The sequence below is a fragment of the Arthrobacter sp. AL05 genome, assembly GCF_029960715.1.
In the GTDB taxonomy this organism is placed as follows: domain Bacteria; phylum Actinomycetota; class Actinomycetes; order Actinomycetales; family Micrococcaceae; genus Arthrobacter.
Map to the genome: position 1 here is coordinate 74519 of NZ_JASBRC010000008.1, position 23944 is coordinate 98462.

General features: G+C 66.9%; 22 protein-coding genes and 1 pseudogene. 7 read left to right on the forward strand and 16 right to left on the reverse strand.

Features of this window, described 5'->3' with window-relative positions:
* Positions 1–14: 14 nt before the first annotated feature.
* The 6 genes and pseudogenes from QK287_RS11495 to QK287_RS11520 all read right to left on the reverse strand — a co-directional run bounded on the left by QK287_RS11495 (position 15) and on the right by QK287_RS11520 (position 6453).
* Complete coding sequence (locus QK287_RS11495; protein WP_282360117.1) at positions 15–1196, reverse strand: alpha/beta hydrolase; 1182 nt, start codon at positions 1194–1196, stop codon at positions 15–17.
* A gap of 18 nt (positions 1197–1214) precedes the next feature.
* On the reverse strand, positions 1215–3089 hold the full coding sequence (locus QK287_RS11500; RefSeq protein ID WP_282360118.1) for an HNH endonuclease signature motif containing protein: 1875 nt from the start codon (positions 3087–3089) through the stop codon (positions 1215–1217).
* A 118-nt stretch (positions 3090–3207) separates the two neighbouring features.
* Positions 3208–4014 (reverse strand): DUF2071 domain-containing protein, encoded by an 807-nt coding sequence (locus QK287_RS11505; protein ID WP_282360119.1) that lies wholly within the window; start codon positions 4012–4014, stop codon positions 3208–3210.
* A gap of 185 nt (positions 4015–4199) precedes the next feature.
* Positions 4200–4556, reverse strand: a pseudogene (locus QK287_RS11510) (DUF1622 domain-containing protein); the annotation flags it as partial.
* A 54-nt stretch (positions 4557–4610) separates the two neighbouring features.
* Positions 4611–5504: an SDR family oxidoreductase gene (locus tag QK287_RS11515; protein WP_282360120.1), complete on the reverse strand. Its 894-nt coding sequence runs from the start codon at positions 5502–5504 to the stop codon at positions 4611–4613.
* A gap of 46 nt (positions 5505–5550) precedes the next feature.
* A complete protein-coding gene (locus QK287_RS11520) occupies positions 5551–6453 on the reverse strand; it encodes an MSMEG_6728 family protein (RefSeq protein ID WP_282360121.1) in 903 nt (300 codons plus the stop codon).
* Between the two features lie 214 nt (positions 6454–6667).
* On the opposite strand from QK287_RS11520, the gene QK287_RS11525 reads away from it, so the two are divergent.
* Positions 6668–7195: a hypothetical protein gene (locus QK287_RS11525; RefSeq protein WP_226776032.1), complete on the forward strand. Its 528-nt coding sequence runs from the start codon at positions 6668–6670 to the stop codon at positions 7193–7195.
* Here the strand turns inward: QK287_RS11525 and QK287_RS11530 are convergent.
* Positions 7192–7365 carry a LysM peptidoglycan-binding domain-containing protein gene (locus QK287_RS11530; protein ID WP_348774712.1) on the reverse strand — a complete coding sequence of 58 codons (174 nt, stop codon included), beginning with the start codon at positions 7363–7365 and terminating at the stop codon, positions 7192–7194. The genes QK287_RS11525 and QK287_RS11530 overlap by 4 nt on opposite strands.
* Before the next feature lie 41 nt (positions 7366–7406).
* Positions 7407–9926, reverse strand: a complete 2520-nt coding sequence (gene uvrA, locus QK287_RS11535; RefSeq protein WP_282360198.1) for an excinuclease ABC subunit UvrA — start codon at positions 9924–9926, stop codon at positions 7407–7409.
* 90 nt (positions 9927–10016) lie between these two features.
* Between uvrA and QK287_RS11540 the strand changes: the two genes are divergently transcribed.
* Complete coding sequence (locus tag QK287_RS11540) at positions 10017–11108, forward strand: adenosine deaminase (RefSeq protein WP_226776025.1); 1092 nt, start codon at positions 10017–10019, stop codon at positions 11106–11108.
* A gap of 96 nt (positions 11109–11204) precedes the next feature.
* Here QK287_RS11540 and QK287_RS11545 read toward each other — a convergent pair whose 3' ends face one another.
* Genes QK287_RS11545 through QK287_RS11555 form a run of 3 tightly spaced genes read right to left on the reverse strand, consistent with a single transcriptional unit; the run spans position 11205 to position 13962 of the window.
* Complete coding sequence (locus QK287_RS11545) at positions 11205–11639, reverse strand: DUF2177 family protein (RefSeq protein WP_226776024.1); 435 nt, start codon at positions 11637–11639, stop codon at positions 11205–11207.
* Positions 11636–13504 carry an AMP-dependent synthetase/ligase gene (locus tag QK287_RS11550; RefSeq protein ID WP_282360122.1) on the reverse strand — a complete coding sequence of 623 codons (1869 nt, stop codon included), beginning with the start codon at positions 13502–13504 and terminating at the stop codon, positions 11636–11638. Before QK287_RS11550 ends, QK287_RS11545 begins: the two co-directional genes overlap by 4 nt.
* Positions 13501–13962 (reverse strand): MarR family transcriptional regulator, encoded by a 462-nt coding sequence (locus QK287_RS11555; protein WP_226776022.1) that lies wholly within the window; start codon positions 13960–13962, stop codon positions 13501–13503. The genes QK287_RS11550 and QK287_RS11555 overlap by 4 nt, the downstream gene beginning before the upstream one ends.
* A 142-nt stretch (positions 13963–14104) precedes the next feature.
* Between QK287_RS11555 and QK287_RS11560 the strand changes: the two genes are divergently transcribed.
* Both QK287_RS11560 and QK287_RS11565 read left to right on the forward strand, forming a co-directional pair.
* Entirely contained in the window at positions 14105–14971 is an 867-nt protein-coding gene (locus QK287_RS11560; RefSeq protein ID WP_226776021.1) for a DUF1295 domain-containing protein, read from the forward strand.
* 222 nt (positions 14972–15193) lie between these two features.
* A complete protein-coding gene (locus QK287_RS11565; RefSeq protein ID WP_282360123.1) occupies positions 15194–16096 on the forward strand; it encodes a glycosidase in 903 nt (300 codons plus the stop codon).
* Between the two features lie 416 nt (positions 16097–16512).
* Here the strand turns inward: QK287_RS11565 and QK287_RS11570 are convergent, their stop codons facing one another.
* The gene (locus tag QK287_RS11570) at positions 16513–17745 is read right to left on the reverse strand and encodes a mechanosensitive ion channel family protein (RefSeq protein ID WP_282360124.1); all 1233 of its coding nucleotides are present in this window, start codon (positions 17743–17745) and stop codon (positions 16513–16515) included.
* 163 nt (positions 17746–17908) lie between these two features.
* Here QK287_RS11570 and QK287_RS11575 point away from each other — a divergent pair, with 163 nt between their 5' ends.
* A complete protein-coding gene (locus QK287_RS11575; RefSeq protein WP_282360125.1) occupies positions 17909–18700 on the forward strand; it encodes a hypothetical protein in 792 nt (263 codons plus the stop codon).
* 22 nt (positions 18701–18722) lie between these two features.
* Here the strand turns inward: QK287_RS11575 and QK287_RS11580 are convergent, their stop codons facing one another.
* The 3 genes from QK287_RS11580 to QK287_RS11590 are packed head-to-tail and all read right to left on the reverse strand — an operon-like array spanning position 18723 to position 21259.
* Positions 18723–19982, reverse strand: coding sequence for an ABC transporter permease (locus tag QK287_RS11580; RefSeq protein ID WP_226774102.1), 1260 nt, complete (start codon positions 19980–19982; stop codon positions 18723–18725).
* 3 nt (positions 19983–19985) lie between these two features.
* Entirely contained in the window at positions 19986–20942 is a 957-nt protein-coding gene (locus QK287_RS11585; protein WP_282360129.1) for an ATP-binding cassette domain-containing protein, read from the reverse strand.
* Positions 20943–20995: 53 nt separating this feature from the next.
* Positions 20996–21259, reverse strand: a complete 264-nt coding sequence (locus QK287_RS11590) for a YegP family protein (RefSeq protein ID WP_282360130.1) — start codon at positions 21257–21259, stop codon at positions 20996–20998.
* 227 nt (positions 21260–21486) lie between these two features.
* On the opposite strand from QK287_RS11590, the gene QK287_RS11595 reads away from it, so the two are divergent.
* Both QK287_RS11595 and QK287_RS11600 read left to right on the forward strand, forming a co-directional pair.
* Positions 21487–21792 carry an acylphosphatase gene (locus QK287_RS11595; protein ID WP_226774099.1) on the forward strand — a complete coding sequence of 102 codons (306 nt, stop codon included), beginning with the start codon at positions 21487–21489 and terminating at the stop codon, positions 21790–21792.
* Positions 21793–21882: 90 nt separating this feature from the next.
* Entirely contained in the window at positions 21883–22218 is a 336-nt protein-coding gene (locus QK287_RS11600; protein ID WP_226774098.1) for a cupin domain-containing protein, read from the forward strand.
* Between the two features lie 63 nt (positions 22219–22281).
* On the opposite strand, the gene QK287_RS11605 is transcribed toward QK287_RS11600, so the two are convergent.
* On the reverse strand, positions 22282–23913 hold the full coding sequence (locus tag QK287_RS11605; protein WP_282360132.1) for a PucR family transcriptional regulator: 1632 nt from the start codon (positions 23911–23913) through the stop codon (positions 22282–22284).
* Positions 23914–23944 lie beyond the last annotated feature (31 nt).

The window sequence follows — 23944 nt, forward strand, 5'->3', positions numbered from 1 at the left end:
CTGGCCGGAGTCCGTCAGCCCCGCAGCCGGTTCATAAAGCCGACGGACTCGGCGGTGATCTGCTGCTGGGCCTGTTCCCTTGTGATGGCCGGCTGGCCATCACCCGGCTGCTCACCATAGTCTCCGAAGAAAGCATGAACTCCGCCCTCGACAGTCGCGTAAGTAGACGTCGGCGGGAGCAGGGACTTGGACTCCGCGACCTTCTCCGGAGTGGTCAGGCGGTCATTCGATCCGGAAATGGACAGCACGGCAAGGCCGGTGGACTCCGCCAGGCTGGCTGCGGGGAACGAAGCGAAGAGTAGAAGTCCGGCGACATCCCCGTTCGATTTCGCGAAGCCGGCTGCGCTCACTCCGCCGAGGGAATGTCCGCCGATGGCCCAGGCTGTGATGTCCGGGTGCCGGTCCATCACTCCGCGGGCCTGGCTGGTGTCCAGCAGGGCGATGCCCAGGGGTACCTTCAAGATGACGACCAGGTGGCCGGCGTTTACGAGCGGGCCCAGGATGTCCCGGTACGCGTGCGCGTCAACGCGTGCGCCGGGATAAAAGATCAGCCCCGCGCTGGGTTTTCCTTCCGGCGTGAGGGTGATGGACGTGGCGTCCTCGGCGGTGGTTCCCTTGGTTTGGCCATCGTCTCCGCTGGGCTGGTAGGGGAACGGGCTGAGCCAGACCAACCCCGCAACAAGACCCAGCGCCGCGATCCGGACCGCAAGTCCGCGGGCCAGCTGCCAGCTTGAGGCAGTGGGCAGTTGTTGGCGGCTATTTGCGGCGGTCCTCTGGTTGTTCGGGTCCGGCCGGCTGATCGGCGTCGAGCGCTGGAACAGGGGACCGGGATGGAAAAGTGGCGAACGTCTGAGGAGGATAAGCATCCACAGGATGCCCAGGCCGGCGGCAACCAGCAGCAGGATCGGCAACGCCGGGTGGCCGGCGGGGACGGCGCTGTTGCCCAACAAGATCGAGATCGGGACCGCGAGCAGCGCGACCGCAGCAAAAGCGCCGCTCCAGTACAGGACTGCCGATCGGAGGCTGTTCGGCTTCCGGTTTTGGGGCCGGGGCTGTGCGGGCTGGGGCGGTGTAGCCGGCACGCCCGGGGCAAGCCCGGTGCGGGCTAAGGACTCGGCCCCGCCGGCTGTCGCGGGGTCATCGGGCGGAGCTGCCGCCGCTGGGCTGCCGGGGTCATCCGGCGTTATGTCCTTCACCGTTCCAGGATATCTCCATCATCGAGATAACTCGCAACTGGCCGCTCCATACTGCGCCATCGAATCAGGCCCGGCGGCGTCCGGGGGGCTGCCAGCAGCTTCAGGCGGAAGTCCGGGGGGATGGGGCGCGGTGTAGTGGGTGGTGGGGTGGAAGAAGCGGTTGCGGCGGGGTTTTTGCCGTGGGTCGAGGTGCGGCGGCGGGATGAACCAGGGGACGCCGGTGCGGATCTGGATGGTCCATTGCTCTTTGTGGATTAGGTGGTGGTGGTGTGAGCACAGCAGGGTTCCGTTGTCTATGCCCGTTGTTCCGCCGCGGGACCAGTAAGTGATGTGGTGGGCTTCGCACCAAGGTGCCGGGGTGGTGCAGCCGGGGAACGCGCAGCCCTGGTCCCGGGCGGTGAGGGCCTTGCGAAGGTGGGGCGGGAAAACCCGGGTGGCCCGGCCGATGTCCAGGATTCGGCCTTCGCTGCCGAGCAGGACGGGGATGATGTCCGCGTCGCAGGCGATTTTCCGGACGGTGGCGGCGGTGACGGGTCCGGTGAACAGCAGCGTCCCGGTCTGCGCCAACGGGTCATTGGCGGTCCCGCCACCGGCCGCTTTGCCGTTTATGGTGTTGGTCCCGTCCGTTCCGAGCCGGCTGAGCAGGTCGCGGTAGTCGATGGTGGCGATGACCTGGGGGCGCAATCCTCCGGCGACGGGGAGGTTCCCGGTAGTGAGGGCGGCTTTGCAACCTCCGACCAGTCCGTCGAGGAGTTTCTGCGGGCGGGAGCGGCGGTCCAGGTCGATCTCCGGGACGCTCCCGTCGCTGCCGGACCAAGAGTTGCTGCCGGGCCAGGGGTCGTTGCCGGACCAGGGGGCCGTGGCGTTCAGGGCGGCAGCACCCGCGGCTTCCATGGCCGCTGATCCTGTGCCGGTGGCAGGTGCGGGTGTTTTCGGAGGGCTGGTGCGGGGATTAGTGCCGGTGTTCATAACGGTGAGGAGGTATTCGAACTGCTCGGTGGTCGCGAAGATTTCCAGGTGCCGAAGCCCGTGGCGGGGTTTGCGGATAAAGGCGCCCTGGAGTTGGCGGAGCAGTTCTTCGGAGGGTTCGGCACCGTCCTGATCAATCGCATCGGTCCAGCTTCGGGCCACGCGGGCCAGGAAGTCCGGGTCGTTCTCCGCGGCGGTGCGGGCCAGGGCGTGCTCCATCTGCTGGGCGGTCGCGGTATCGCAGAGGTGCCGGACCCGGTCCAGGGCCAGGGCGATGATGGTCGCGGGCCGGGACCCGACTTCGCCGGCGGCCACGACGGCGCCGAGTTCCGCGTACCGGGGAGGAAGCTGCTGGCCGCTGAATCCCTGTCGCGGCAAGAGCGTGCCGGCTAGGGACAGCCGGCGCCGGGCCTCGGCTGCACTGATCCGCAACCGTGCCCGCAGGAACTCCGCGGTGTTCCGGTACCCGTCATCTGCTGCTGCAACCGGCGCTGCCGCAACCGTTGCAGCAACCGGCGCTGCCGCAACCGCTGCTGCAACCGGCGCTGCCGCAACCGCTGCCGCAACCGTTGCAGCAACCGCCGGCGCGGCGCCGGACCCGTTGCTCGGGCCGTCGCCGGAGTCCACCCGCCAGCCGGTGGTCCAGGAAGTGCCGGCGGTTGTGCCACCGGCCGAGGGCTGCTTCCGGGTCCGGTCCACGGCGTCGGCCGCTACGAGCTGCAGATACTCCACACACCGGGCGAGTTCCTCCACCGCGCCGGCGAAATCCGACGCGGCCCGGAAGCCCCGCAACGCCGCGTCCGCCGCCGCCGTCGAACCTGCTCCCCGGAGCGCGGCCAAGGCAGCACCCACACCGGATTGCCCGGCCGGAGCAGCGCCCCGGTCCATGTCCTGGCAAGGAATGAAATCCTTCTCGGCTTCCATAAACCCACTCTCTCAAGGGGGTCCGACATTTATCGCAACGCCGCCAGCGCAGTGCCGAAATCCCGCCGCTGGGCACCAAAACGACGAAAATCGCGACGTGTCAGTGCGGGCCAGCACGTCAGGAAGCGCCATCCAGCACACGGGGCCGGCCAAACTGGGTGCGGACCCCGGGAGAGTAGAGCACCGATTCGGGCGCACCCGCGACGTGAATGCCGGCGGCGGCAACGAGCTGATCCTCAAGCTGAGTCAGCTGCGCGCGGAACAGCGGCCAGGCAACGTGGGTGTTAGGAACGTACAAGGTCCTGCCACGAAACCGGGTGTGCAACCCGAATCGGGCGGTGAGGTGGATGGATAGCGGGTCAGTCGCTTCGACGTCAGATTCCGGGCAAACCTCAAAGTCGCTCCGGGCGCCGCCCCGAAACCGCCGCACCCAGTACCCGGCACGGAGGCCGACCGGCCCTGCCGTTCCGGCGACCGGCCCTGCCGTTCCGGCGACCGGCCCTGCCGTTCCGGTGACCGGCCCTGCCGTTCCGGTGACCGGGCCTGCCGTTCCGGTGATCGGGCCTGCACGGTCCGGAGCAGGCTCGCCGCGGAAGCCCGCCCGGGACCACACATACGGAATACCGGCGGCGCGCGCTGCCAGTACCACCGCCAGTCGTGTCGCATCGAGGCTCAGGAAGACCACACCCCGCGTCCCGTCGGGCTCCCGGGAGTAGAGGCGCACGTTGATCTCGTTGAAGCTCCCGAAATACGGGATTCCGGGTCCGCTGCCCAGGCCTGCGCCTTGCATCCGGAATCCGATCAGTCCCACCCAGGCAGACCCGTCAAAGACGTCCGGCACCACACCCGCCGGCATAAATGGTGCCGCAGCGGCAGCCGGGATGCGCCAGTGCAGGAACACCGCGTCCAGCCACCGCTGGTCCATGATGATAGGCGCCGGAAGCTCTGGGGCGCTGGGCCAAGGATCACGGTTCACCGGTCGGTCCCCGCTAGTTCAGAAGTCGGGATTCGTCCAGGAGAGGAACTGCCGACCAGCCTCGACCCGGACCCGGCGTCACCTTCGGACCCGGCGTCACCTTCGGACCCGGGCGCCGCGGCGGGCGACTCGGTCCTTTGCTTCTGCCAGGGCCACTGGCCGGTGATCTCGAGCTCAAGTGAGAAGCTCAGGAAGGTCCGGATCAACACAATGATGGCAAGCACGCCGACGCTTTCGAAGGTCGGGGTAACGGCGACAGTCCGGATGATGTCGGCCGCGACCAGGAGTTCGAGTCCGAGCAGGATGGAACGGCCCAGCAATTGCCGGTACGAGCGGTACGGCGAAAACGGCGCGGCCCCTGCCGGCAGGTTGCTCGGCTGGAAGCCACGCAACGCCATCGGAATCGACACCACGGCGCCGATGACCATCACGGCCACCCCGGCGATGTCCATGAAGCCGCCGACAATTTGGATAATTTCTTTGAAATCCATCGTTTCCTTCACAGTTGAGGCTGCTGAAATCCAGCGCGAATCCAGCGCAGCAGCTCAGGGGTGCCGGACTCCGGCGCCGGCAAGCATCGCCCGGTAACCCTCCCGAAAACTCGGGTAGTAGAACGCGAAGCCGGTACTTCGCAGCAGGTTGTTGCTGCAGCGCTTGTTGCCGCCGCGCGAGGGCTCGCCGCTGCCCTTGTTCGGCTCACCGCTCTGCCCGCCGGTGTCCGACGGCGGCAGGGGAAGTCCCAGCTCGGCGGCCAGGAAACTCAACACCTCGCCTTGCTCGGCCGGTTCATTGTCCACGCCGAGGTACACGGGCCCGGGAAGCGCGTCCATGGTGCACAAATGGACGATCGCGGCAGCGGCGTCGTCGCGGTGGATACGGTTGGTGAAGCGCGATTCCGCCGGGATGACCGCGGCTCCACTGCGCACCTGATCGATGAGTCGGGTCCGCCCAGGACCGTAGATCCCGCCGAGCCGCAGCACCACCGGGGTGATGCCGGTGCCGCGCAGGCGGCGGTAGAGCACTTCCTCCGCCTCGCGGATGATGCGCCCCGAGAAACCGCCGGGTTCCGGCGTTGTGCTTTCGTCGATCCATTCGCCGCCAGCGTCGCCGTAGACGGCTGTCGAGGAGACAAAGAGGACGCGCCGGACCGGGGCGCCGGAGCGCAGGACGGCGTCCACTACGTTCGAAAGCCCGTCGAGGTAAGCGGCACGGTAGGCCGCCTCGGTGGGGGAGTCTGCCGCAATCGCGACGACGACGGCGGTGGTGTCCGCGGGGACGGGCGGCAGGTCGCCGGCGGCCAGGTCAGCCGCAGCACCTTCGATGGCGGCCGGAAGTTTCTCCGGCGATCGCCGCCAGCCCACCACACGGTAACCCGCCGCCGCGAACCGCAGGCCGGCTTCGGTTCCCAGATCGCCGCAACCGGCCATAAGTACGCTCATGGGGCCAGTCTGCCAGCATTTCGGCAGCCCGGCCGCCGAATCCTGGCTAGCGCGCCGGGATCGGGAAGAAGACCCGGGGATCCTGCAGCAGCGCCGGGTAGTCGAAGGCCGAGCGGTCCAGGATCTCGTCGACCTGGAAGTTCCGTGCGAATCGGCCTTCCACGGTGATCGGACGGCCCAGGACCTTGCCTACGGCGAAGGATGCACCGCCGTCGAACGGGATGGCAACGGTGGAGTTGCCCGGAAGTGTGTTAAACGCCTCTTCCTGCTGCTGGCGTTTGCGGGTGGGCTTTTTGACGAGCTGCTTCGGCGGAAGCTTGCGTTGTTTCGCGGGTCGGCGGGAGCCGGAGTCGGCGTAAACGAACTGGTACTCATCCTCGTTTGCGGGCGCAGCCTTGGCCCGGCCCGCGGGCGGAAGGCTGACAGTCTCCAGCTTCTGCGGCTCGGTATCACCCAGCGGCAGGCGAAGGACCCACATGCGGTCGCCGGACGGGTCCTCCGGGACCAGCTCAAGCCTGGGTTCGGGCCAGACATACTCCAGGTCATGCTCGGTGTCCGGGAACAGCGGCGCGTAGAACCGAGGGTCCTTGGCGACCAGACGGGAGCGGTGGCTGAGGTGCAGTTCGGGGGCGCCGAGCCATGGCGGCATCGGGATCTTCGAGGCGTAATCGGGGTGTGCAGCCTGCGGTGCGAACTCCATGATCTTCTCGCGTGTGGTGTCCTCGCCGCCGCCCTTCGTCCACTCGTCCACCACTGTCAGGCCGAAGAGGGTAAGCGCCGGAACATATCCCATCCACATCCGGATTGCCGGGTGCGACTGCCAGCCGTACTCCGGAATCACCAGCGCGCGCAGGATCTGCAGCGCTTCAACTCGCTGCTTGCCGAGCCGCTCGCGGTCCAGGGCCGCTGCGCTCTGCTGGAAATCGGGGAAGGGGAGAAAGGTCTGCATCTCTCCAGTTTGAGGCCACGGAGCCAATGCGCCAATTACTGACGGCCGCGGGTGAGCGTGTTCACATTTTGGAACGGGACAGACAGCCGCGGGCGACGGCGCCTACAATAGCACAACACATCCCTGCCGCCCGGAAGACGCGCCCATGCCAAAGAAGCTTGCTACTGACTCTGCGGCGCGGCCTGAGGCCGGCCACTTGCCCAAGTATGGACAGATGCTCAGCCCCGAGGCGAACGGGATCCTGGTGTTGGAGGAGTTCACCATCGATCCGGCGGCCGCGCGGACAGAGGAGAACGGATTCCGCGTGGCACTGGCCTCCGTGGCACTGACCATGCGCCGCATCCTCGCGTTCCGCCTATTTATCGCCGTGGTGGCGATCGCCAACTTTCCCTTGTTCCTGCTCTCCAGTGGCTGGGAGATCTACATCGTCTCGCTCGTTCTGGTGGTGGCAGTCCACGCGGCGGTGACCTGGCTGAACCGTCACGAGCCTAAGATCCGCCAGCGTGGACTGCTGGAGCTGCACCTCAAGCGCGAAAAGAGCGACAACTACCGCAAAGTCCGGGACGCCGTGAAGTACGTCATCGATGCCCCGGTCCGGATGAATGAGGGCCTCTACCTTGAGCTGCTCGCCGCCAAGCGGGTGGCGCTGCATCTCGCCATGGGCACCGTGGCGCTGCTGGATACCAGCGACGACACGGCCTGGAAAGTCCGGATTGTTCGCGAAATTCCGCGGGCCGGCTAGGCCGGCAGCTGCAGCACCTGGCCCGGGAACACCAGGTCAGGGTCGCCGATGCTGGCTGAGTTGGCATCGGCCAGGACCTGCCAACCGCCGGCCAGGTGGAACTGTTCCGCGGTTTTGCTCAAGGTGTCGCCGCTTTGGATGGTGTAGCTTTCGCCGCTGAGCGGGACCACCGCAACGTGGCGTGCCGCCGGGGTAGGGGCCGCTATCTGCCTCAGCCCAGCACGGTCGCCAGATACGGCGCCGTCCGGCTCGCCGGGGACTGTGCGACCACGGCGGGCGTCCCGACGGCGACGATCGTGCCCCCGGCATCGCCGCCGGCCGGGCCCAGGTCGATCACCCAGTCCGCCGCGGCCACCACGTCCATCTCGTGCTCGACCACAATGACCGTGTTGCCGGCGTCGACCAACCGGTGCAGCTGGGCCATCAGGAGCTCGACGTCGGCCGGGTGCAGTCCCGTGGTGGGCTCGTCCAGCAGGTAGAGCGAATGGCCGCGCTGGGCTCGCTGCAGTTCGGTGGCGAGCTTGATGCGCTGGGCTTCGCCGCCGGAGAGTTCGGTGGCCGGCTGGCCCAGCCTGAGGTAGCCCAGGCCCACTTCGCGCAGGGTCTGCAGGCTGCGGGCGGCGGCAGGGACCGTCGCCAGGAATTCGGCCGCAGCGTTAACTGTCATACCAAGCACCTCGGCGACGTTTTTGCCGCGGTAGGTGACCTCCAGGGTTTCCGGGTTGTAGCGCGAGCCGTCGCATACCGGGCACGGTCCGTAGCTGCCGGGCAGGAATACCAGTTCGACCGCGACAAAGCCCTCGCCCTGGCAGGTTTCGCAGCGTCCGCCCGCGACGTTGAAGGAGAAACGGCCGGCCCCGAAGCCGCGGGCGCGGGCCTCGTCGGTGGCCGCAAACTCCTTCCGGACGGCGTCGAACAGTCCGGTGTACGTGGCGAGGTTGGACCGCGGTGTGCGGCCGATAGGCTTCTGGTCGACTTTTACCAGCCGGTCCAACTGGTCCAGTCCGGAAACGGGGCCAACGCTGAGTTCGCCGGCTGGCTCGCCGGCTTCGGATTCCAGGTCGTCGGGTGCCGGTGCAGCGTCTGCATCGCCAGGATGCAGGTGGGCGTGGACCACCTCGGCGAGGACATGGCTGACCAGCGTCGATTTGCCGGAGCCGGAGACGCCGGTCACCGCGGTGAGTACGCCCAGCGGGAAATCGGCGTCGAGTCCGCGCAGGTTGTGGCGGCTGATGTCGCGCAGTTCGAGCCAACCGGCAGCTTCCCGGCGGGAACGGCCGTCGTCCGTGGTGTTCTGTGCCTCGTCCGGGAACAGATAGGGCCGGGTCACGGAGGCATCCACCCCGGCAAGCCCGGCGACCGGGCCGCTGTAGAGCACCTCGCCGCCGCCTTCACCGGCGCGCGGGCCGACGTCCACCAGCCAGTCGGCGCGCCGGACGACGTCCATGTTGTGTTCCACCACAAAAACGGAGTTGCCGGAGGACTTGAGCAGGTCCAGGACAGCCAGCAGCGGCTCGGCGTCGGCAGGGTGCAGGCCGGCGGAGGGCTCATCCAGCACGTAGATCACGCCGAAGAGCCCGGAGCGGAGCTGGGTGGCGATCCGGAGGCGCTGCATTTCCCCGGGCGAGAGGGTGGGTGTGGCCCGGCCCAAGGCCAAGTAGCCCAAGCCGAGGTCCAACAGCACACTCACCCGCTGCAGCAGGTCCCGGGTGATGGCGACCGCCACCTCATTGTCCTCCCCGGAGCTCAGCCTGCGCGAGGCGGTTCCGGCGGACTTCAGCTCAGCGGTGGGGCGAATGATCTCGGCCAGCTCCGTCATGGGCACGCCGTTGAGTTCAGCGATGGTGCGGCCGGCGAACGTCACGGCCAGGGCGGCCGGGGTCAGGCCGCTGCCGCCGCAGACCGGGCACGGTCCGGTGTCCATAAAGCGCAGCACCCGATCCCGCATGGTGCTGCTTTTGGTATCGGCCAGGGTGTGCAGCACGTAGCTCTTTGCGCTCCAGAAGCGTCCCTTGTAGGGCTTAGCCACCCGGTCGCGCTGCGGCGTGACTTCCACAACGGGCTGTTCCTCGGTGAAAAGGATCCAGTCGCGGTCCTTTTTGGACAGCTTGCGCCAGGGCGTATCGACGTCGTAGCCCAGGTGCGTGAGGATGTCGCGCAGGTTCTTGCCCTGCCATGCCCCGGGCCAGGCGGCGATCGCACCGTCGCGGATGCTCAGCGAGGTGTCCGGCACCAGGGAGGATTCGGTAACGGCGTAGGCGACACCCAGGCCGTGGCATTTCGGGCAGGCCCCGGCGGCGGTGTTGGGGGAGAACGCGTCCGAGTCGAGGGGGCTGGCGCCGTCTGGGTAGCTGCCGGCGCGGGAAAAGAGCATCCGCAGCGAATTGGACAGGGTGGTGACAGTGCCCACCGTTGAGCGGGAGCTGGGCGTACCGCGTCGCTGCTGCAGCGCCACGGCGGGCGGCAGGCCCGTGATCATTTCCACTTTCGGGTTGTGGCCCTGCTGGATGAGCCGCCGGGCGTAGGGGGCCACGGACTCGAAGTACCGTCGCTGGGCCTCGGCGTAAATGGTGCCGAAGGCCAGGGAGGACTTGCCGGAGCCGGAGACGCCGGTGAACGCGACGATTGCATCGCGCGGCACATCCACGTCCACGTTCCGAAGGTTGTTCTCGCGGGCGCCGCGCACACGAACAAAGCCATCGGAGGAATCGTCGGGACCCAGCCCTGACATCACCGCGCCGGACACATTGGAAGCATGCTGATCAGTGTGCATCTTATCGACTCTATCGGTCCATGCAGTCTGCGGGCATATCCTTACCCAATGGAAACTTACGACGGCGTGCCCGCCACCGAGGGCGCTACCCCGGACAGCCCGCTGGTACCTGCCCCCGAGGTCCACGATTTCGCCGAGGTTCCGCAGGAAGTGTACGGCCCACTGCCGGTGGCGGAACTCCACCTGCACATCGAAGGCACCCTCGAGCCCGAACTGATCTTCGCCCTCGCGGAACGCAACGGAATCCAGCTGCCGTATGCGGATCTGGACGAGCTGCGGTCCCGCTACGAGTTCACGGACCTGCAGTCATTCCTGGATCTCTACTACGCCAACATGGCCGTACTGCAGACCGAGCAGGACTTTGCCGACATGACCCGGGCCTACCTGACCCGGGCGGCGCTCGCCGGCGTCCGGCACGCCGAGATTATGCTGGATCCGCAGGCGCACCTGGCCCGCGGGGTGGCCCTGGCGACCTGCGTTAGCGGCGTGGTGTCGGTGCTGGCGACCTCCCGCGAGGAGTTCGGGATCTCCACCCTGCTGATCGCCGCGTTCCTGCGCGACCTCGCCGAAGACTCCGCGCTGGAGGTGCTGGAGGAGTTGCTCGCCATGGAAGCGCCGATTGTGGGCATCGGACTCGACTCGGCCGAGGTGGGTAATCCGCCGGCCAAGTTCCAGCGGCTGTTCGCCCGGGCAAAGGACGCCGGGCTGCGCCGGATCGCGCATGCCGGCGAGGAGGGCCCGCCGTCGTACATCACGGACGCGCTGGACCTCCTGGACGCGGAACGGATCGACCACGGCATCCGCTGCATGGAGGACCCCGAACTGGTGGAACGGCTGGTGCAGGAGCTCACACCGCTGACGGTATGTCCGCTCTCCAACGTCCGGCTGCGCGCCGTGGACACCCTGAAGCAGCACCCGCTGCCGGCTATGCTCGCGGCGGGTCTGAACGTGAGTGTGAACTCGGATGATCCGGCGTACTTCGGCGGCCATGTGGATGACAACTTCGCGCAGCTCAAGTCGGTGATCGGCCTTTCCGAGTTCGACTGCGTGCGGATGGCAGCGAACTCGATCCGTTCCTCGTTCGCGAGCGAGGAACGGAAGATGGAGCTGCTGGCCGAACTGGCAGCGTCGGGGCACTGACGCCCCCGCCGCCCCGGCACTTTTTGGGCGCCCGAAGCGGCGGCGTGACGGCGCTTCGGCCTATGCGGGCGTGACGGCCTATTCCGGCACGGCGGCCTACCCGGGCGTGCCGGCCCGGGAGAGGATACGCCGCAGGAGGGTTGCGGTGAGCCAGGTGACGGCGCTGCAGACCGCGGCGCCCCAGGCAATGTCGGTCAAGGCCACCAGGACCGGGAAGTCCTTGAGGACGGCGAGCGCGGTCAGCGCCCACGTTGCGTAGCTGAAGAATCCGAACAGCGCGGCTCCCAGCACCCGCTGCCGCAGCGTCGCGGCCCGGTGGTTGGGCCGGACGCCGTAGTGCACAATCCCGGCGACGTAGACCAGGTAGAACACAACGGCGCCGGCCAGATTGACGCTGGGGGCCAGCAGGTCGCCGATCTGGCTCTCGTACTGTCGATTCGCCACGATGGTGATCCACGCAACGTCGATGACTGCGAAGATGACAGCGGTGACTGCGTAGGACAGCAGCCAATTCCTGGTTCGAACGTTCATGCCTGGCTCCTGGGTTCGGCGTAGAGGTTGTCCACGATGTGGTGGGCGCGGGCGGTGAACGCGGCGCGCTTGAGTTTCATCGTGGGGGTCACGATGCCGTTGGCTTCGCTGAGGTCCGCGAGCAGCAACACAAACCGGCGGACCTGCTCGGAGCGCGCGATTTTGGCGTTGGCGGAGCTGACCGCCTTGCCAATCGCGGTGAGGAGCCGAACGTCGTCGATCTGGACGGCGCCGCCGTCGTCCGGAATCCGCAGGCCGGCCAGATCGGCGATGCCCTCGCGCTCCGCCCACGCAGCGACGGACTCCGGATCCAGCAGCACAAGGCCGCCGAGGAAGGGTTTGCCTTCTCCCACCATGACGGCGTGTGCCACCAAGGGGTCGCCCTCGACGTAGCCTTCCCAAATTGCGGGGGAGATGGTCTTGCCGCCGGCAGTGACAATAACGTCCTTGATCCGGCCCTTGAGGGTGAGCCGTCCCAGCTCGTCGAGTTCGCCGAGGTCGCCGGTGCGGAAAAACCCGTCCTCGAACGCGTCAGCGTTGTCGGCCGGCCTGCGGTAGCCTGCGAAGACCCCGACTCCGTGGGCGAGTACCTCGCCCTGGTCCGAGAGGCGCACGGTGGTGCCGGGCATCGGGACTCCCACCGACCCGGCCCGGATCGAGCCGGGCATATTCCCGGTCAGCGGGGCGGTTGTTTCGGTAAGGCCGTAGCCCTCGATGACCGGCAGGCCAAGGCCCCGGAAGAACAGGGACAACTCGGCGTCGAGCGCGGCGGCGCCGGAGAGCAGGTAGTCCAGGCGTCCGCCCATCAGCGTCCGGAGCCGGGCGTAGAACAGGCGATCGAAGAGCGCATGCCGGATGCGCAGGCCGCGGGCGGGCCTGACGGTCGGGTCGGCGTCGCGGGCTTCAGCCAGCCGGCCCCAAGCCACTGCCGTGCTCTGCGCAGACGCCCACACCCGGCCCAGATGCTTCTGCGCGGCGGCGGCCGCGGCAGTCGCCTGGATCTTCTGCAAGACGCGGGGGACCACCACCAGGAAGGTGGGCTGCAGTGCGCCGAGGGCGGGCACAACGTCCCGGGGGTCCGCGAGGTGCGCAATACGCATGCCGTTGGCAAGGCAGGTCAGCTGCAGTCCGCGGGCTAACACGTGGGCCATCGGCAGGAAGATAATGGTGTTGCCGCCCTCCCGGACCACCCCGGTGTAGGCGGCGGCCACGTTGAGCACCTGCCCCACGAAGTTGCCGTGGGTGATCAGGGCGCCCTTGGGCGCGGCGGTGGTGCCGGAGGTATAGACGATGGTCGCGACCGAGTCGAGGTCTGCCAGCAGGCGCCGTTCCTCCACCGCGTCGTCGGTGATGCCGGCCCCGCGGGCCACGAGCTCGGCCAGGTCCGGCCCCGGGCCGGCATCCATCGTCCAGACCCCCAGGCACGGTATCCCGGACTGTGCAAACCCTTGCTCCAGCAAGAGGGCATGCTCAGCGGTGCCGGCTATCGCCAGCCGGACGTCGGCGTCGGCGAGGATGGCAGTCACCTGGGGAGCGGCCGAGGTCTCGTAGACGGGGACCACGACGGCGCCCGCGAACCACGCTGCCATGTCGGCCAGTGCCCACTCATATCGGGTGGGGGACATAATGGCGAGTGATTCGCCCGGCTGCAGACCGGCGGCGATGAGGCCCTTGGCGAAGGCCCGGACCTCGTCAACGAATTGCCGGGTGGTCACCTGCCGCCACGGTGCGGTGACGTCGGCGTGCGCGGCGCGTACTTCGAAGGCGATGTGCTCCGGGGCGGTCCGGAACCGTTGCAGGAGCAGTTCCGTGGCGTTTCGATGGCCGGAGGCCTGGACCAGCAGCGGGGTGGTGAACTCGCTCATCGGGCGTCCTTTTCGGAAAGTGCGTGTAAATGGTGGCGCATCATGCCCTGCGCGACGTGCAGGAAGTCCGCGATGACGGTCTGGTTTGCGGCAGGCAACAGCCGGAGGTGCTCGTTGGAGGCAATCATCAGGGGCTGCATCAGGCCCGTAATTGCTGTGAACGACGCTGGAGTGGGGCGGACGTGGACCCGGCGGCGGTCCTCAGTACTGCGGTGCCGGGCCACGTAGCCGCGGGACTCCAACCGGCTAACGATCGCCGTGGTGGTTGCAGGGGTTGTTCCCAGTTGCTCGGCGAGCTGGCCCACCGTAACCTGCCCCGAGATTTCCAGTGCCGAGAGCGCACGGAAGTCGGTGAGGTTCAGCCCCATGCCGCGGGCGATTTCACGTTCGGTCTCGTTGGCGAGCGTGAACAGGCTCTGCAGGGCCAAGGTGGCCGGGTGCTGCTTTGACGCGGTCATGTCCACTCCTGACGTTCCGGATCCCGTGACGAGTCAATCTTATTTGATCATCAAATAAGATTGACTAAACCTGCTGATGCCCGGCGGAACACCTCCGGGGCGGCGCGGCAGTGTCCCGCCCCGCGTGTGAAAGGAATTCCTCGTGAAGGATTCAGTCCGAAAGTCGCTTATTGTCCTCCCCGTGATCGTGCTGCTGGCGGCACTCATCGCCGTGGCCGGCAGCCAGGGTGGAGCCACCGTGGGCGCGATCCCCGCCTTCGCCATGGCGGTGGGGGCGGCGTTCCTCATCCAGTGGCTGGTGTTTATTCCCTCTTTCAAAGCCCAGACCGAGAAGTTCTACGACCTGACCGGCTCCCTGACCTACATTGCCATCACACTGTTGCTGGTCCTGCTCACGCCGGGGATCGACGCGCGGGCCCTGCTGCTGGCAGCCATGGTCCTCGTCTGGGCCCTGCGGCTGGGCAGTTTCCTGTTCCGCCGCATCAGCAAGGCCGGCAAGGATGACCGCTTCGACGAGATTAAGCCGTCCTTTGTGCGGTTCCTGAATGTGTGGACGATTCAGGGACTCTGGGTGGTCTTCACCGCCGCAGCGGCGTGGGTGGCCATCACGTCAGCTACCCGCGTGGCGCTCGATTGGTTCGCGCTGATTGGCTTCGTGCTGTGGGCCGTCGGGTTTGCCATCGAGGCCGTGGCGGACCTGCAGAAGAGCCGCTTTAACGCTGATGCCGCCAACAAGGGCCACTTTATCTCCACCGGGCTGTGGTCGAAGTCCCGCCACCCGAACTACTTCGGCGAGATCCTGCTGTGGATCGGCGTCGCGGTCATCGCCGCGCCGGCGCTGGAAGGCTGGCAGTGGGTGGCCCTGATCTCGCCGGTGTTTGTTATCCTGCTGCTCACCCGGGTCAGCGGCGTGCCGCTCCTGGAACAGAAGTCCGACAAGAAGTGGGGCGGCCAGGCCGACTACGAGGCGTACAAGAAGAACACCCCCGTCCTGATCCCCAAGCTTTAGCAGCGCGGCGGGGTCGCTGAGGGCCGGACGCGGACTCCGGCGCCGGCCCCGAGAGGCCTGCGCTGGGTTTGCTACTGACGGGTACCGGTGGTTCGGCCCTCGCGGACCCCCGTTGAGGCTGTCATAGTGGGTCACGACACACAGAGTTAACCGTTGCTACTCGCGGAAACGCATCCATCCTTGGCAAAATGCAGATGGATCAATTGCTTCTAGAGGAGACCCATGGGCGCGAACACTGCCGAAAACACCACCCGCCGGCTGAAGGCCGTACTGGACGTCCTGGCCGAGGGCGTGTGGACAGATGAGAAACTGAACGCCGGGTCAGTCCTGGGCGAGGCAATCGCCCGCGTCCCGCTCAACGAGTTCGAGCGTGAACTGCTCAGCGGCGGCATCCCCCGCGGTCACAAGACGCTGACCACAGCTACTGCCAAGCTGGTCAAGGCCGGCTGGCTGGTCAAGGGCCGTTCGGGCTGGACGATCACCGAGGACGGCCAGCGCGCCACCGTCGCTTTCGCCGACCCGGCAGCCTTCGCCGCAGCGCTCGACGCCGGAACCCCTGTTCCCGCCGACACCCCGCTGCCTACGGCGCCCGCCGTCATGCCCGCGAAGGCCGCTCCGAAGGCCGCTCCGAAGGTTGCCAGGGTGGCGGAAAAGGCAGCCAAGCTTGTCGAGGATGCCGTCGCCCCCGTCGCCAAGGCGGTCCGCAAGCGTAAAACCGCCGTCAAGGCACCTGCTGAAGCGGCGGACGCCGCCCCGGCCACTGCCCCGGCTGCCGCTTCGCCGGCTGTTAAGTCCGTGGCCCCCGCCGCCAGCGTCGGCGCCGTCGAGCAGCCGGACGCAGTGGCAGTTGCCGGCGACTTCAACATCCTGCTGGGCGCCCCGGCCAACTGGGCCCCGCAATACGACGAATCCCAAATGGAGCTGGATCTCGTTGATCAGCTCTGGAAGCTCGCGGCGCAACTCCCGGCCGGCTCCTACAGCTTCAAGATCGCCCTCAACCGCTCCTGGACCGAGAATTTCGGCGCCTTCGGTGCGTTCGATGGCGCCAACCACGAGGTGCACCACTCCGGCGGCCAGCTGGTGATCCACTACGACCACAGGACCCACGACATCGTCCTGCCGTAGCGGCCGACCAGCCTTCCCCGCGGCATTCCCCGCGACACGCAAAAGACCCCTCGACGCCGGAATCCGGTGGGCGAGGGGTCTTTTGCGTGTCCTGGGTGCCGGCCCGAAGCTAAAGCGGGCCGGGATCCGGAATCGGCAGCGGGCCGGGTGCGGGGTAGGGGCCGGGTTCCGGGGAAGGGGACGGCCCGGGCTCGGGCGGGAACGGGTCGCCGGGGTGCGGCTCGGGCGTGGTGGGACCCGGCTCCGGCGGAAACGGCTCAGGTTCTTGCGGCGGCGGAATGCTCATCTCTGGCTCCCTCACTCATCGAACGGATGGTGCCTGGGCTGACTTGTTCAGCAGATACTGGGTTGCGCCTGCTGTTTCGCCAACGTCTGATTATCGGCCAATGGGTGGGAGCTGGGAAGACCCGGCCGGCCTACTTTTGCGCGGCGATGGCGTTGTCCCGGTCCTCGAAGACGTCCTCGCCGGGCCCGGAGAAGGCCCGGGAGCGTTCGATGGCTTCGACGGAACCGGTAAACAGCTGGGAATCGCGCGGGTCCCCGTGGGTGCGGGCCTGCTCGTCGGCCGCGGCAACCTTAGCCTCGCCCTTGGTACCCGGCTTCGCCGCCGGGCGGGCAGCCGGCATGGTTTCCAGCCTGACGTGGGGGAGGGCCGAGGGATGTCCCTTTTGCAGGAAGAGCACCATTTCTTCCCGGATGAGGCAGCGCAGGTCAAACAACGCGGCACTGTCCGCGGCGCTGACCAGGATGCGGACCCGGACAAAGCCCTTGGTGGCGTCGGTGATCTGCAGGACCCCCACACGCTTGTCCCAAAGATCCGTCTCGGCCAGCACGGCTTTTAGTTCCGCGCGCATGGCCTCCAAGGGGGCATGCCAGTCGAGGTCCAACTCCACGGTGCCCATCACCTCGGACTGGCGGCGGGTCCAGTTCTCAAAAGGTGTGGTGGTGAAGTGCACTGACGGGAGGATCATACGACGGTCGTCCCAGATGTGAACCACCACGTAGGTCAGGGTGATTTCCTCGATTCGGCCCCATTCCTTCTCAACCACCACCACATCGCCCACCCGGATCGCATCCGTGAAGGCCAGCTGGACACCGGCGAAGACGTTGATCAGCGAGGTTTGCGCCGCGAGGCCAGCCACAATCGAGATCACACCGGCCGAGGCCAGGATGCCGGCGCCCAGGGCCTGGACCGCCGGAAAGGTCAGCATGGCGCTGCCTACCGCCAGCACCACAATCAGGGCCACGGCAATCCGCCGGGCCAGGATCATTTGGGTCTGCAGCCGCCGGGCCCGCCGGTTATCAGATTTGTCCACACTGTAGCGGTGCAGTACCAGGGTCTCCACGATCAGCAGCAAGGCGATAGCGAGCCAGGCGATGGAGCCGATCAGTGCGATCAGCAGCAGATGGTCCACCGGCGTGCGCCAGCCACCGCCCTGCGTGGTGAAGGCCAGCGCGACCTTAACGCCGATCAGCACCAGCACTATCCGCAGCGGGGCCCGGGCCACCCGGGACGTCTCCTGCAGCTCGTGCCGTCCGCGGTTTATCCGGAGCACTACCTTTCGAATCAGCCAGGACAGGAAATACCCGGCGGCAATGCCGCAGGCGACGGCAAAATAGGGCACGGCTTCACTTAAGACTTCTTCCATATGTTTAAGCTCTAGCAAGCTTTGACGGGCAATTGAAATCGGCGCCGTGTCAACGTGGGTAGCGTCACGGCCGGCTGTGGCGGCCGGTACGGGCCTAAAGCCCCTACCGCCTGCGCCGCAACGTTCGAGAATGGTTCCAACACGTCGTCTCCCAGGGGGTGTGATGAGTCGAACTGTGTACACCGCGCGCGCCGCAACCGCGGACTTCAGCTTGGGCTTGGGCTTGCTGCTGCTGACGTCCTGCGGTGCTCCGGCCGCATCTCCGGCCGCCTCGGGGAGCCCGGGCAGCACAACGGCGCCCGTCCCGCCGCCGGCCGCCACAGCCGTCCCGCCGCCCGTAACAACGCCTGCAACAACGCAGCCCGGGACGCCGGCGTCGGGCTGGAGGACATTCACAACAGCGGGCCGGGAGCTGTCCTTCGACTATCCCGCCGGCTGGACGGTCAAAGACCCGGGCGGAGCACTGTCCGGCGATTTTGTCGACGTGATGAACGCCGGTGGCAAACAGATGGCGGGTCTGCGGACCAACATTGCCACCGGGGCGGAATGCACCGATAAGTCCGCTTACCGGATCTTCGACTCCCAGCCGATGGTGGCGCTCGCCGAACCCGGAGCCGCCGACGCCGGAGCGCCGCGCTATGTGTTCGAGTCCCGGGGTGAGGACACGCAGGCGCTGGCAACCCGGTCCACAATCGCCGCCTACGGCATCACCATGGTTCCCGAAGAGTCCGGTGCTACGGCGTGCCCGATGTTCCACCTGTTCCTGTGGCCGCCGAGCGGCGCCTTCTTCGGCGGGACGTACAGTCCGGAGCTGAACCAGACGCCCGGGGACCCCGCGCTGCCGTATCTGGAGAAGGCGAAGCTGTACGCGTCCACACTGGAATACCAGGACATCCGGACCATGATCACCTCCCTCCGGCCGGCGGACGGGATTGCCGGAAGCGCGGGTAAGTAGCGCGCTGGTGAAGCCACAGCCCTCAGCGGGCCGCCGTCGGGGGACGGACCGGGGGCCGGTGCCGCGACCCGGCACGCAATGCGGTGCGGACGTTGACCTTCGAGGTGTAGGAGATGGAACCGTACTGGAAGAGCCGCACGGCCACACGGAGCATCACTGCCGCGCCCAGATACAGGATTACGATCACGATGCCGGCCTCAAGCAGGCTCAGGGAGCCGAAGCCGTTGCGCAGCAGGGCGGTGACCGGTGCGGAAAACGGGAAAAAGGTGAAGATCTGCACAATCGGGGATTGTGGATCGGAGACCACTAGGGCCACGGCGTAGAACGGCACAAAGATCAGCGCCATCATCGCGCCCATAAAATTTCCGGCTTCCTTGGCCGTTGGCATCACGGCGCCGATGGCCACCAGGGTGGTGGTGAACAGGGCGAAGCCGCCGGCCAGGATCAGCAGGCCAACTGTCATCCGGACCGGGTCCAGGATCAGCGGGGGCAGGTTCAGCGCGGCCAGGCTGAGCTCCTCGGGGAAGAACAACCGGGCGATCACGATTGGTGACAGGAACACCAGCATCTGCACCAGGCCAATCGCGAAGAGCGCGATCACCTTGCCCGCGATGAGCGTCGTCGGTTTGAGGGTGGTCAGGATCATTTCGGTGACGCGGTTCTCCTTCTCCTCCAGCGTGGAGTTGAGCATCTGCCCGGCCAGCAGCACGATCAGCCCGTAGAAAACCACCAGGAAGATCAGTGGTGGAATCACCGAGCCCAACCCGCCGGATTCCTTGGCGCCGCTGTAAGTGACGGTTTCGATCTGGAGTTTTCCGGTGGCGAGCACTGACAGTTGCGGCGCGCCGATCTTCTGTTCGACGGCGCGGGCCAGAATGGCCTGCGCGACGGCGGCGTACTTGCCGTTCTCGAATATCCCCTTGTCCACACCGTAGGCGCGCACGGCGGTCGATTCGGGGCGGGCCGGGTAGTCGAAGTACGCGTCGACAGCGCCGGACTGCACGGCCCGGATTCCGGCGTCGGGGGAGTCCGCCGCCGTGGCTCCGAAGATCGCGGCGTCCGCGGCGGTGATAAGGCCCGAGGCGTCCGTGTACGCGATGCTGAACTGGGCGCTCTTCTGGGCCTCGGCGGCGGTATCCGTGGTGGTGTTGCTGAGGAAAACGAGACCGAAGACCACGGCAAGGACCAGGGGAACGGACAAGGTGCCGATCCAAAACCGCCGTTTGGTGACTGTGCGGACGAACTCGAAGCTCAGCACGGTACCGAGATTGTGCTGTGCCACCGGTTACGTTCCTTCCCGCTTCCGCGACGGCGCGGTTCCGGCTGCCCCGGAAGCGGCCGCCGTGTTCTGGTCGCCGTAGACCCGGATGAAGATGTCCTCGAGGGAAATCTTGGTGGTGGTGAAGCTCCGCACGCTGACGCCGGCGTAGACCAGGTCCTTAAGGATGCTGGCCTCGTCGCTGGCATCGGTGATGGAGAGCTCCGCATAGTTGGTCTGGTGCAGCATCACCTTGTAGTGCGGCGAAGGCGGGATGGTCCCGCCGTGCCGGATCCGGATGATGCGGCCGCCGTACTTGTTCTGCACCTCATCGATGGTGCCGTAGGCTTCGGCGGTACCGTCCTTGAGCAGGATGACCCGGTCGCAGAGCCGCTCCACTTCTTCCATTTGGTGGGTCACCATCACCACCGTGGCACCGGCGAGTTTCTGTTCCTCGATGATGTCCATCAGCAGTCGCCGGTTGACCGGATCGAAGCCCTTGGTGGGTTCGTCCAGGATCAGCAGCTCCGGCTTGTTCATGATGGTGACGCCGAGCTGGACCTTTTGCTGCTGCCCGCTGGAGAGCTTGTCCAGCACTGTGGAGGCCCGGTCCGCCAACGCCACCCGGTCCAGGTACTCGAGCGACCACTGCTTCGCGGCGCGCCGCTCCATACCTTTGAGCCGGCCAAAATAGGTCATGATGTCGATGACCTTTTCCTTTTTATACAGCCCGCGCTCTTCGGGAAGGTAACCCAACCGGTCGCCGTGCTCCGGTTTGAAGTCCCGGCCGTTGATGTGGAGGGTGCCGGCGGTGGGCTCGTAGATGCCGAGCAGGGCCCGGATGGTGGTGGTTTTGCCGGAACCGTTGCTGCCGAGGAAACCGAATGTCTCGCCGGCTTCCACGTCAAAGGACAAGTCGCGAACCACTGTGGTGTCGCCGAAGTCCATCCGGAAGCCGCTGATGTGGACCCTAGCTTCGGCCATTGTGGCTCCCGATGGTGCCGGGCTTGCGGCCCGGCGATGTGTCGTTGCGCCGCTTAGACGGCGGGGGCGTGCCGGTGCCGGCGATGGGCGGGCGTCGGCAGTCCTGGCCTGGTGCTGCCTGTGCCGCCCCAGGCGTTGGGACGGGCTTCCTTGATCAAGCCCGTTCCCGCGCATTCGCGCACCGCCATAATGCCTTCCGCGGCGGACTGCTTGTCCTCAAAGGGCCTGGAAATCGCCAACACCGTGCCGTCGGCGCCGATCAGCCGGAAACGGACGTTCGCTTCAGCGTCCGTGAAAATTTCGAATTGTCCTGCCATCGTTATTGTCCTTTCGGGCCATGCAGGGCTGCGGGAGGGTAAGGCACATCAAGGCGCCATGCCGTTGTCTCGACAGGTCCACGCAGCGCACTTGACTATCCTTGCGACCGGGCGCCGGGAAGGTAAGGGGCTTAGGTCCCGATGTGGACAAACATTCGTCCCTGGCGGCGGTTCCGCCCCGGGCGCTCTATATCGGGCACTTTATGCCGGGCGCTACATTTAGGAACATGGCTGAGCTTCCGAAGGGCGATTCCGGTGAATGGGTCCGGCTGACTGCGCGGGTGGACGGCGTCGTCCAGGCTGTTGGCTTCCGCTATGGGACGGTGCGCAAGGCTGCGGAGCTGGGGCTGACCGGAACGGTCACCAATAACGACGACGGCTCCGTCGGTATCGCCGCGGAGGGACCCCAGCCGGCGGTACTGGAGTTCCGGCGCTGGCTGCGCTCGCCGGCAGCCCCGGGACGGGTGGCGAGCGTGGACGAAGTGGTCTCCCGGGCCACGGGTGGGTTCAGCGATTTCCGGGTGGTGTACTGACCCGGGAGCTCCCCATCCCCGCGGCTGCTTCTGGCCGGGATGGGGCAAAGGACCCTCGGCAGCGCGCACGATTCTCGGTAGGGTGGCCCCATGCAGAAGATATCCCTTGATGCGCTGGCCCGGCAGCAAATTGCGGCCGCGGTGGCGGCTCCCAGCGGGCGGGCTGCCGACACCGCATTTGGCGGACACGAAAAGACCCTGCGCCAGACGGTGATGGCGTTTCGGGCCGGGACGCAGCTCAGCGAGCACCGGAATCCGGGCGAAGCGACGGTCTTTGTGCTCCGTGGCTGCGTGCGGCTGCGGGCCGGCGAGGAGTCCTGGCAGGGCAAGAGCGGGGATTTGCTGATAGTGCCGGACGGGCTGCACAGCCTGGAAGCGGAAGAGGACTCGGCGATCCTGATGACGGTCGCGAAAATCAAAACCTGACGGCAGTGCCGGTGTTGTCCTCTACGCCGTCGTCATCTGGCTACGCCAAAAAGGAGACACGCCCTAGTTGCGCCTTCCCCAGAGTTGAAGCCAGAGCAGGAGGCGCGTCTCGGGGTCGTCCAGGTCGAGGCCGAAGAGTTCTTCCACCCGGGACAAGCGGTAGCGGACCGTATTGACGTGCACCGCCAGGGTCTTCGCGGCTTCCACGGCGTTGCCACTGCAACGCAGGTAGGCGTAAATGGTTTCTTCGAAGGACTTCTTGTGCTGTTCGTCGTAGTCCGCGATCCGGAGTGCGTGCGCGCCGGGCAGCTGGCCGGCCGCCGTCAGCGAGGTAACGATCTGGCGCAGCTGCAAGGACGCGCCGAGCGATTCATCGTCGGAGACGACGTCGTCGGAATCGGCGGCGATGCGTCCTTCGGCGACGTTGCGCGCCAGCTCGGCCAGGACCAGCTCGGCGTTGACCCGGGACTCGCCGAGCCGATTGATTGTGGCAGCCCCGCCCAGTGCGGCCAGGACCGGCCGGGCGAGGAGCCGCCGGGCATTCTGCACAATCTTCAAAAGTGCTGTGCGTTGAAACTGCCGGGACGATTCCGTGCTCTGCGGCAGGACGATGTAAACGATGTTGTCCGAGAACCCGCAGACGGCCGAGGGCAGTCGGATGGCGCAGGCGGTTCGGATGGCGTCGAAGAGCCGGAGCCGGGATTGCAGGGTTTCGGACGCCGTGCCGCCGGCCGGCCAGGCGCCCAGCGCCGCCACCCGGACGGACGGCGCGGAGATCCCGAGCCTGATGGCCGCCAGCTCGGCGCGTTGCGGTTCAAACAGCAGCGGCTGGACCAAATCTATCTGGCGGGTCAGGTTCGAGACATAGGTGGTGCGCTTGTGCAGGATGTGGAGCGCGGCAACGTTGGCTGCTTCACGCAGGATCCGGTTCGCATCCTCGGTGTGGTGTTCCGCCCGTTCCAGCAGCCACAGCGAGCCCAGGACGGAGCCGCCGGCCCGGATGGAAATGGCCGTACGCCGGAGCAGGGGATCCGACGTCGCCACCTCCAGCGCATCGGTGGCGGCATGGACGCGGCGGTAGTCCTTGTCGGTTTCAACCGAATGCGGCACATGAAGCCGGAGGATCGAACTCCTGCGCGTCTCATCAATGGGCTGGTCCGGCAGCGTCGAATACGCCAGGATCGTCTGGTCCGGATCAGCGACCGCGATTGCACCGCCGGTTTGGGCTGCTACCGTGTTGGCCAAGTCGAACAGGTCTCCGGGCCGGATGTCTACCAGCGTGTGTCCGGACTGGCGGTGCGGGACGACGGCGGCGTCCATGATCTCGGCGAGCTGATTCCACGGCACCGCATCTGCGGCCCGGAACAGTGCCAGACCCGCCTCACGCGCGGCGGCGCGCAGCGCTGCGTCGGAGCTGCCGTTGGACTTGTAGACAATGGCCACGTACCCGGCGTCGCTGAGTTCCCGGACCTTCACGCCGAGCCGTTTCCCTGACAGGGAGAGCCCGATGGCCAACGCAACAGCGCCCGGGTACCTGGCAGGAACAGCCGTCGAGTCGTAAAGCACGGAGCCCGCCACGATCTGCCGGTCGTCAGCCGGCATTTCGACGAGGCTGACAATTTCCGAACCCGCCGAGCGGGCGACGTCCGCCAGGGTAGGCAGCGAGTACCCCTGTCCTGCCGGTGCCGGGGTCACGCCGGCACCAACCAAGTCGTTTGGTAGTTGC

Excerpts from the sequence above, each read along its gene's own strand:
- QK287_RS11500 (WP_282360118.1), bottom strand. The coding sequence starts at position 3,089 with ATGGAAGCCGAGAAGGATTTCATTCCTTGCCAGGACATGGACCGGGGC.
- QK287_RS11505 (WP_282360119.1), bottom strand. The coding sequence starts at position 4,014 with ATGGACCAGCGGTGGCTGGACGCGGTGTTCCTGCACTGGCGCATCCCG.
- QK287_RS11515 (WP_282360120.1), bottom strand. The coding sequence starts at position 5,504 with ATGAGCGTACTTATGGCCGGTTGCGGCGATCTGGGAACCGAAGCCGGC.
- QK287_RS11520 (WP_282360121.1), bottom strand. The coding sequence starts at position 6,453 with ATGCAGACCTTTCTCCCCTTCCCCGATTTCCAGCAGAGCGCAGCGGCC.
- QK287_RS11525 (WP_226776032.1), top strand. The coding sequence starts at position 6,668 with ATGCTCAGCCCCGAGGCGAACGGGATCCTGGTGTTGGAGGAGTTCACC.
- uvrA (WP_282360198.1), bottom strand. The coding sequence starts at position 9,926 with ATGTCAGGGCTGGGTCCCGACGATTCCTCCGATGGCTTTGTTCGTGTG.
- QK287_RS11540 (WP_226776025.1), top strand. The coding sequence starts at position 10,017 with ATGGAAACTTACGACGGCGTGCCCGCCACCGAGGGCGCTACCCCGGAC.
- QK287_RS11545 (WP_226776024.1), bottom strand. The coding sequence starts at position 11,639 with ATGAACGTTCGAACCAGGAATTGGCTGCTGTCCTACGCAGTCACCGCT.
- QK287_RS11550 (WP_282360122.1), bottom strand. The coding sequence starts at position 13,504 with ATGAGCGAGTTCACCACCCCGCTGCTGGTCCAGGCCTCCGGCCATCGA.
- QK287_RS11555 (WP_226776022.1), bottom strand. The coding sequence starts at position 13,962 with ATGACCGCGTCAAAGCAGCACCCGGCCACCTTGGCCCTGCAGAGCCTG.
- QK287_RS11565 (WP_282360123.1), top strand. The coding sequence starts at position 15,194 with ATGGGCGCGAACACTGCCGAAAACACCACCCGCCGGCTGAAGGCCGTA.
- QK287_RS11570 (WP_282360124.1), bottom strand. The coding sequence starts at position 17,745 with ATGGAAGAAGTCTTAAGTGAAGCCGTGCCCTATTTTGCCGTCGCCTGC.
- QK287_RS11575 (WP_282360125.1), top strand. The coding sequence starts at position 17,909 with ATGAGTCGAACTGTGTACACCGCGCGCGCCGCAACCGCGGACTTCAGC.
- QK287_RS11585 (WP_282360129.1), bottom strand. The coding sequence starts at position 20,942 with ATGGCCGAAGCTAGGGTCCACATCAGCGGCTTCCGGATGGACTTCGGC.
- QK287_RS11590 (WP_282360130.1), bottom strand. The coding sequence starts at position 21,259 with ATGGCAGGACAATTCGAAATTTTCACGGACGCTGAAGCGAACGTCCGT.
- QK287_RS11595 (WP_226774099.1), top strand. The coding sequence starts at position 21,487 with ATGGCTGAGCTTCCGAAGGGCGATTCCGGTGAATGGGTCCGGCTGACT.
- QK287_RS11600 (WP_226774098.1), top strand. The coding sequence starts at position 21,883 with ATGCAGAAGATATCCCTTGATGCGCTGGCCCGGCAGCAAATTGCGGCC.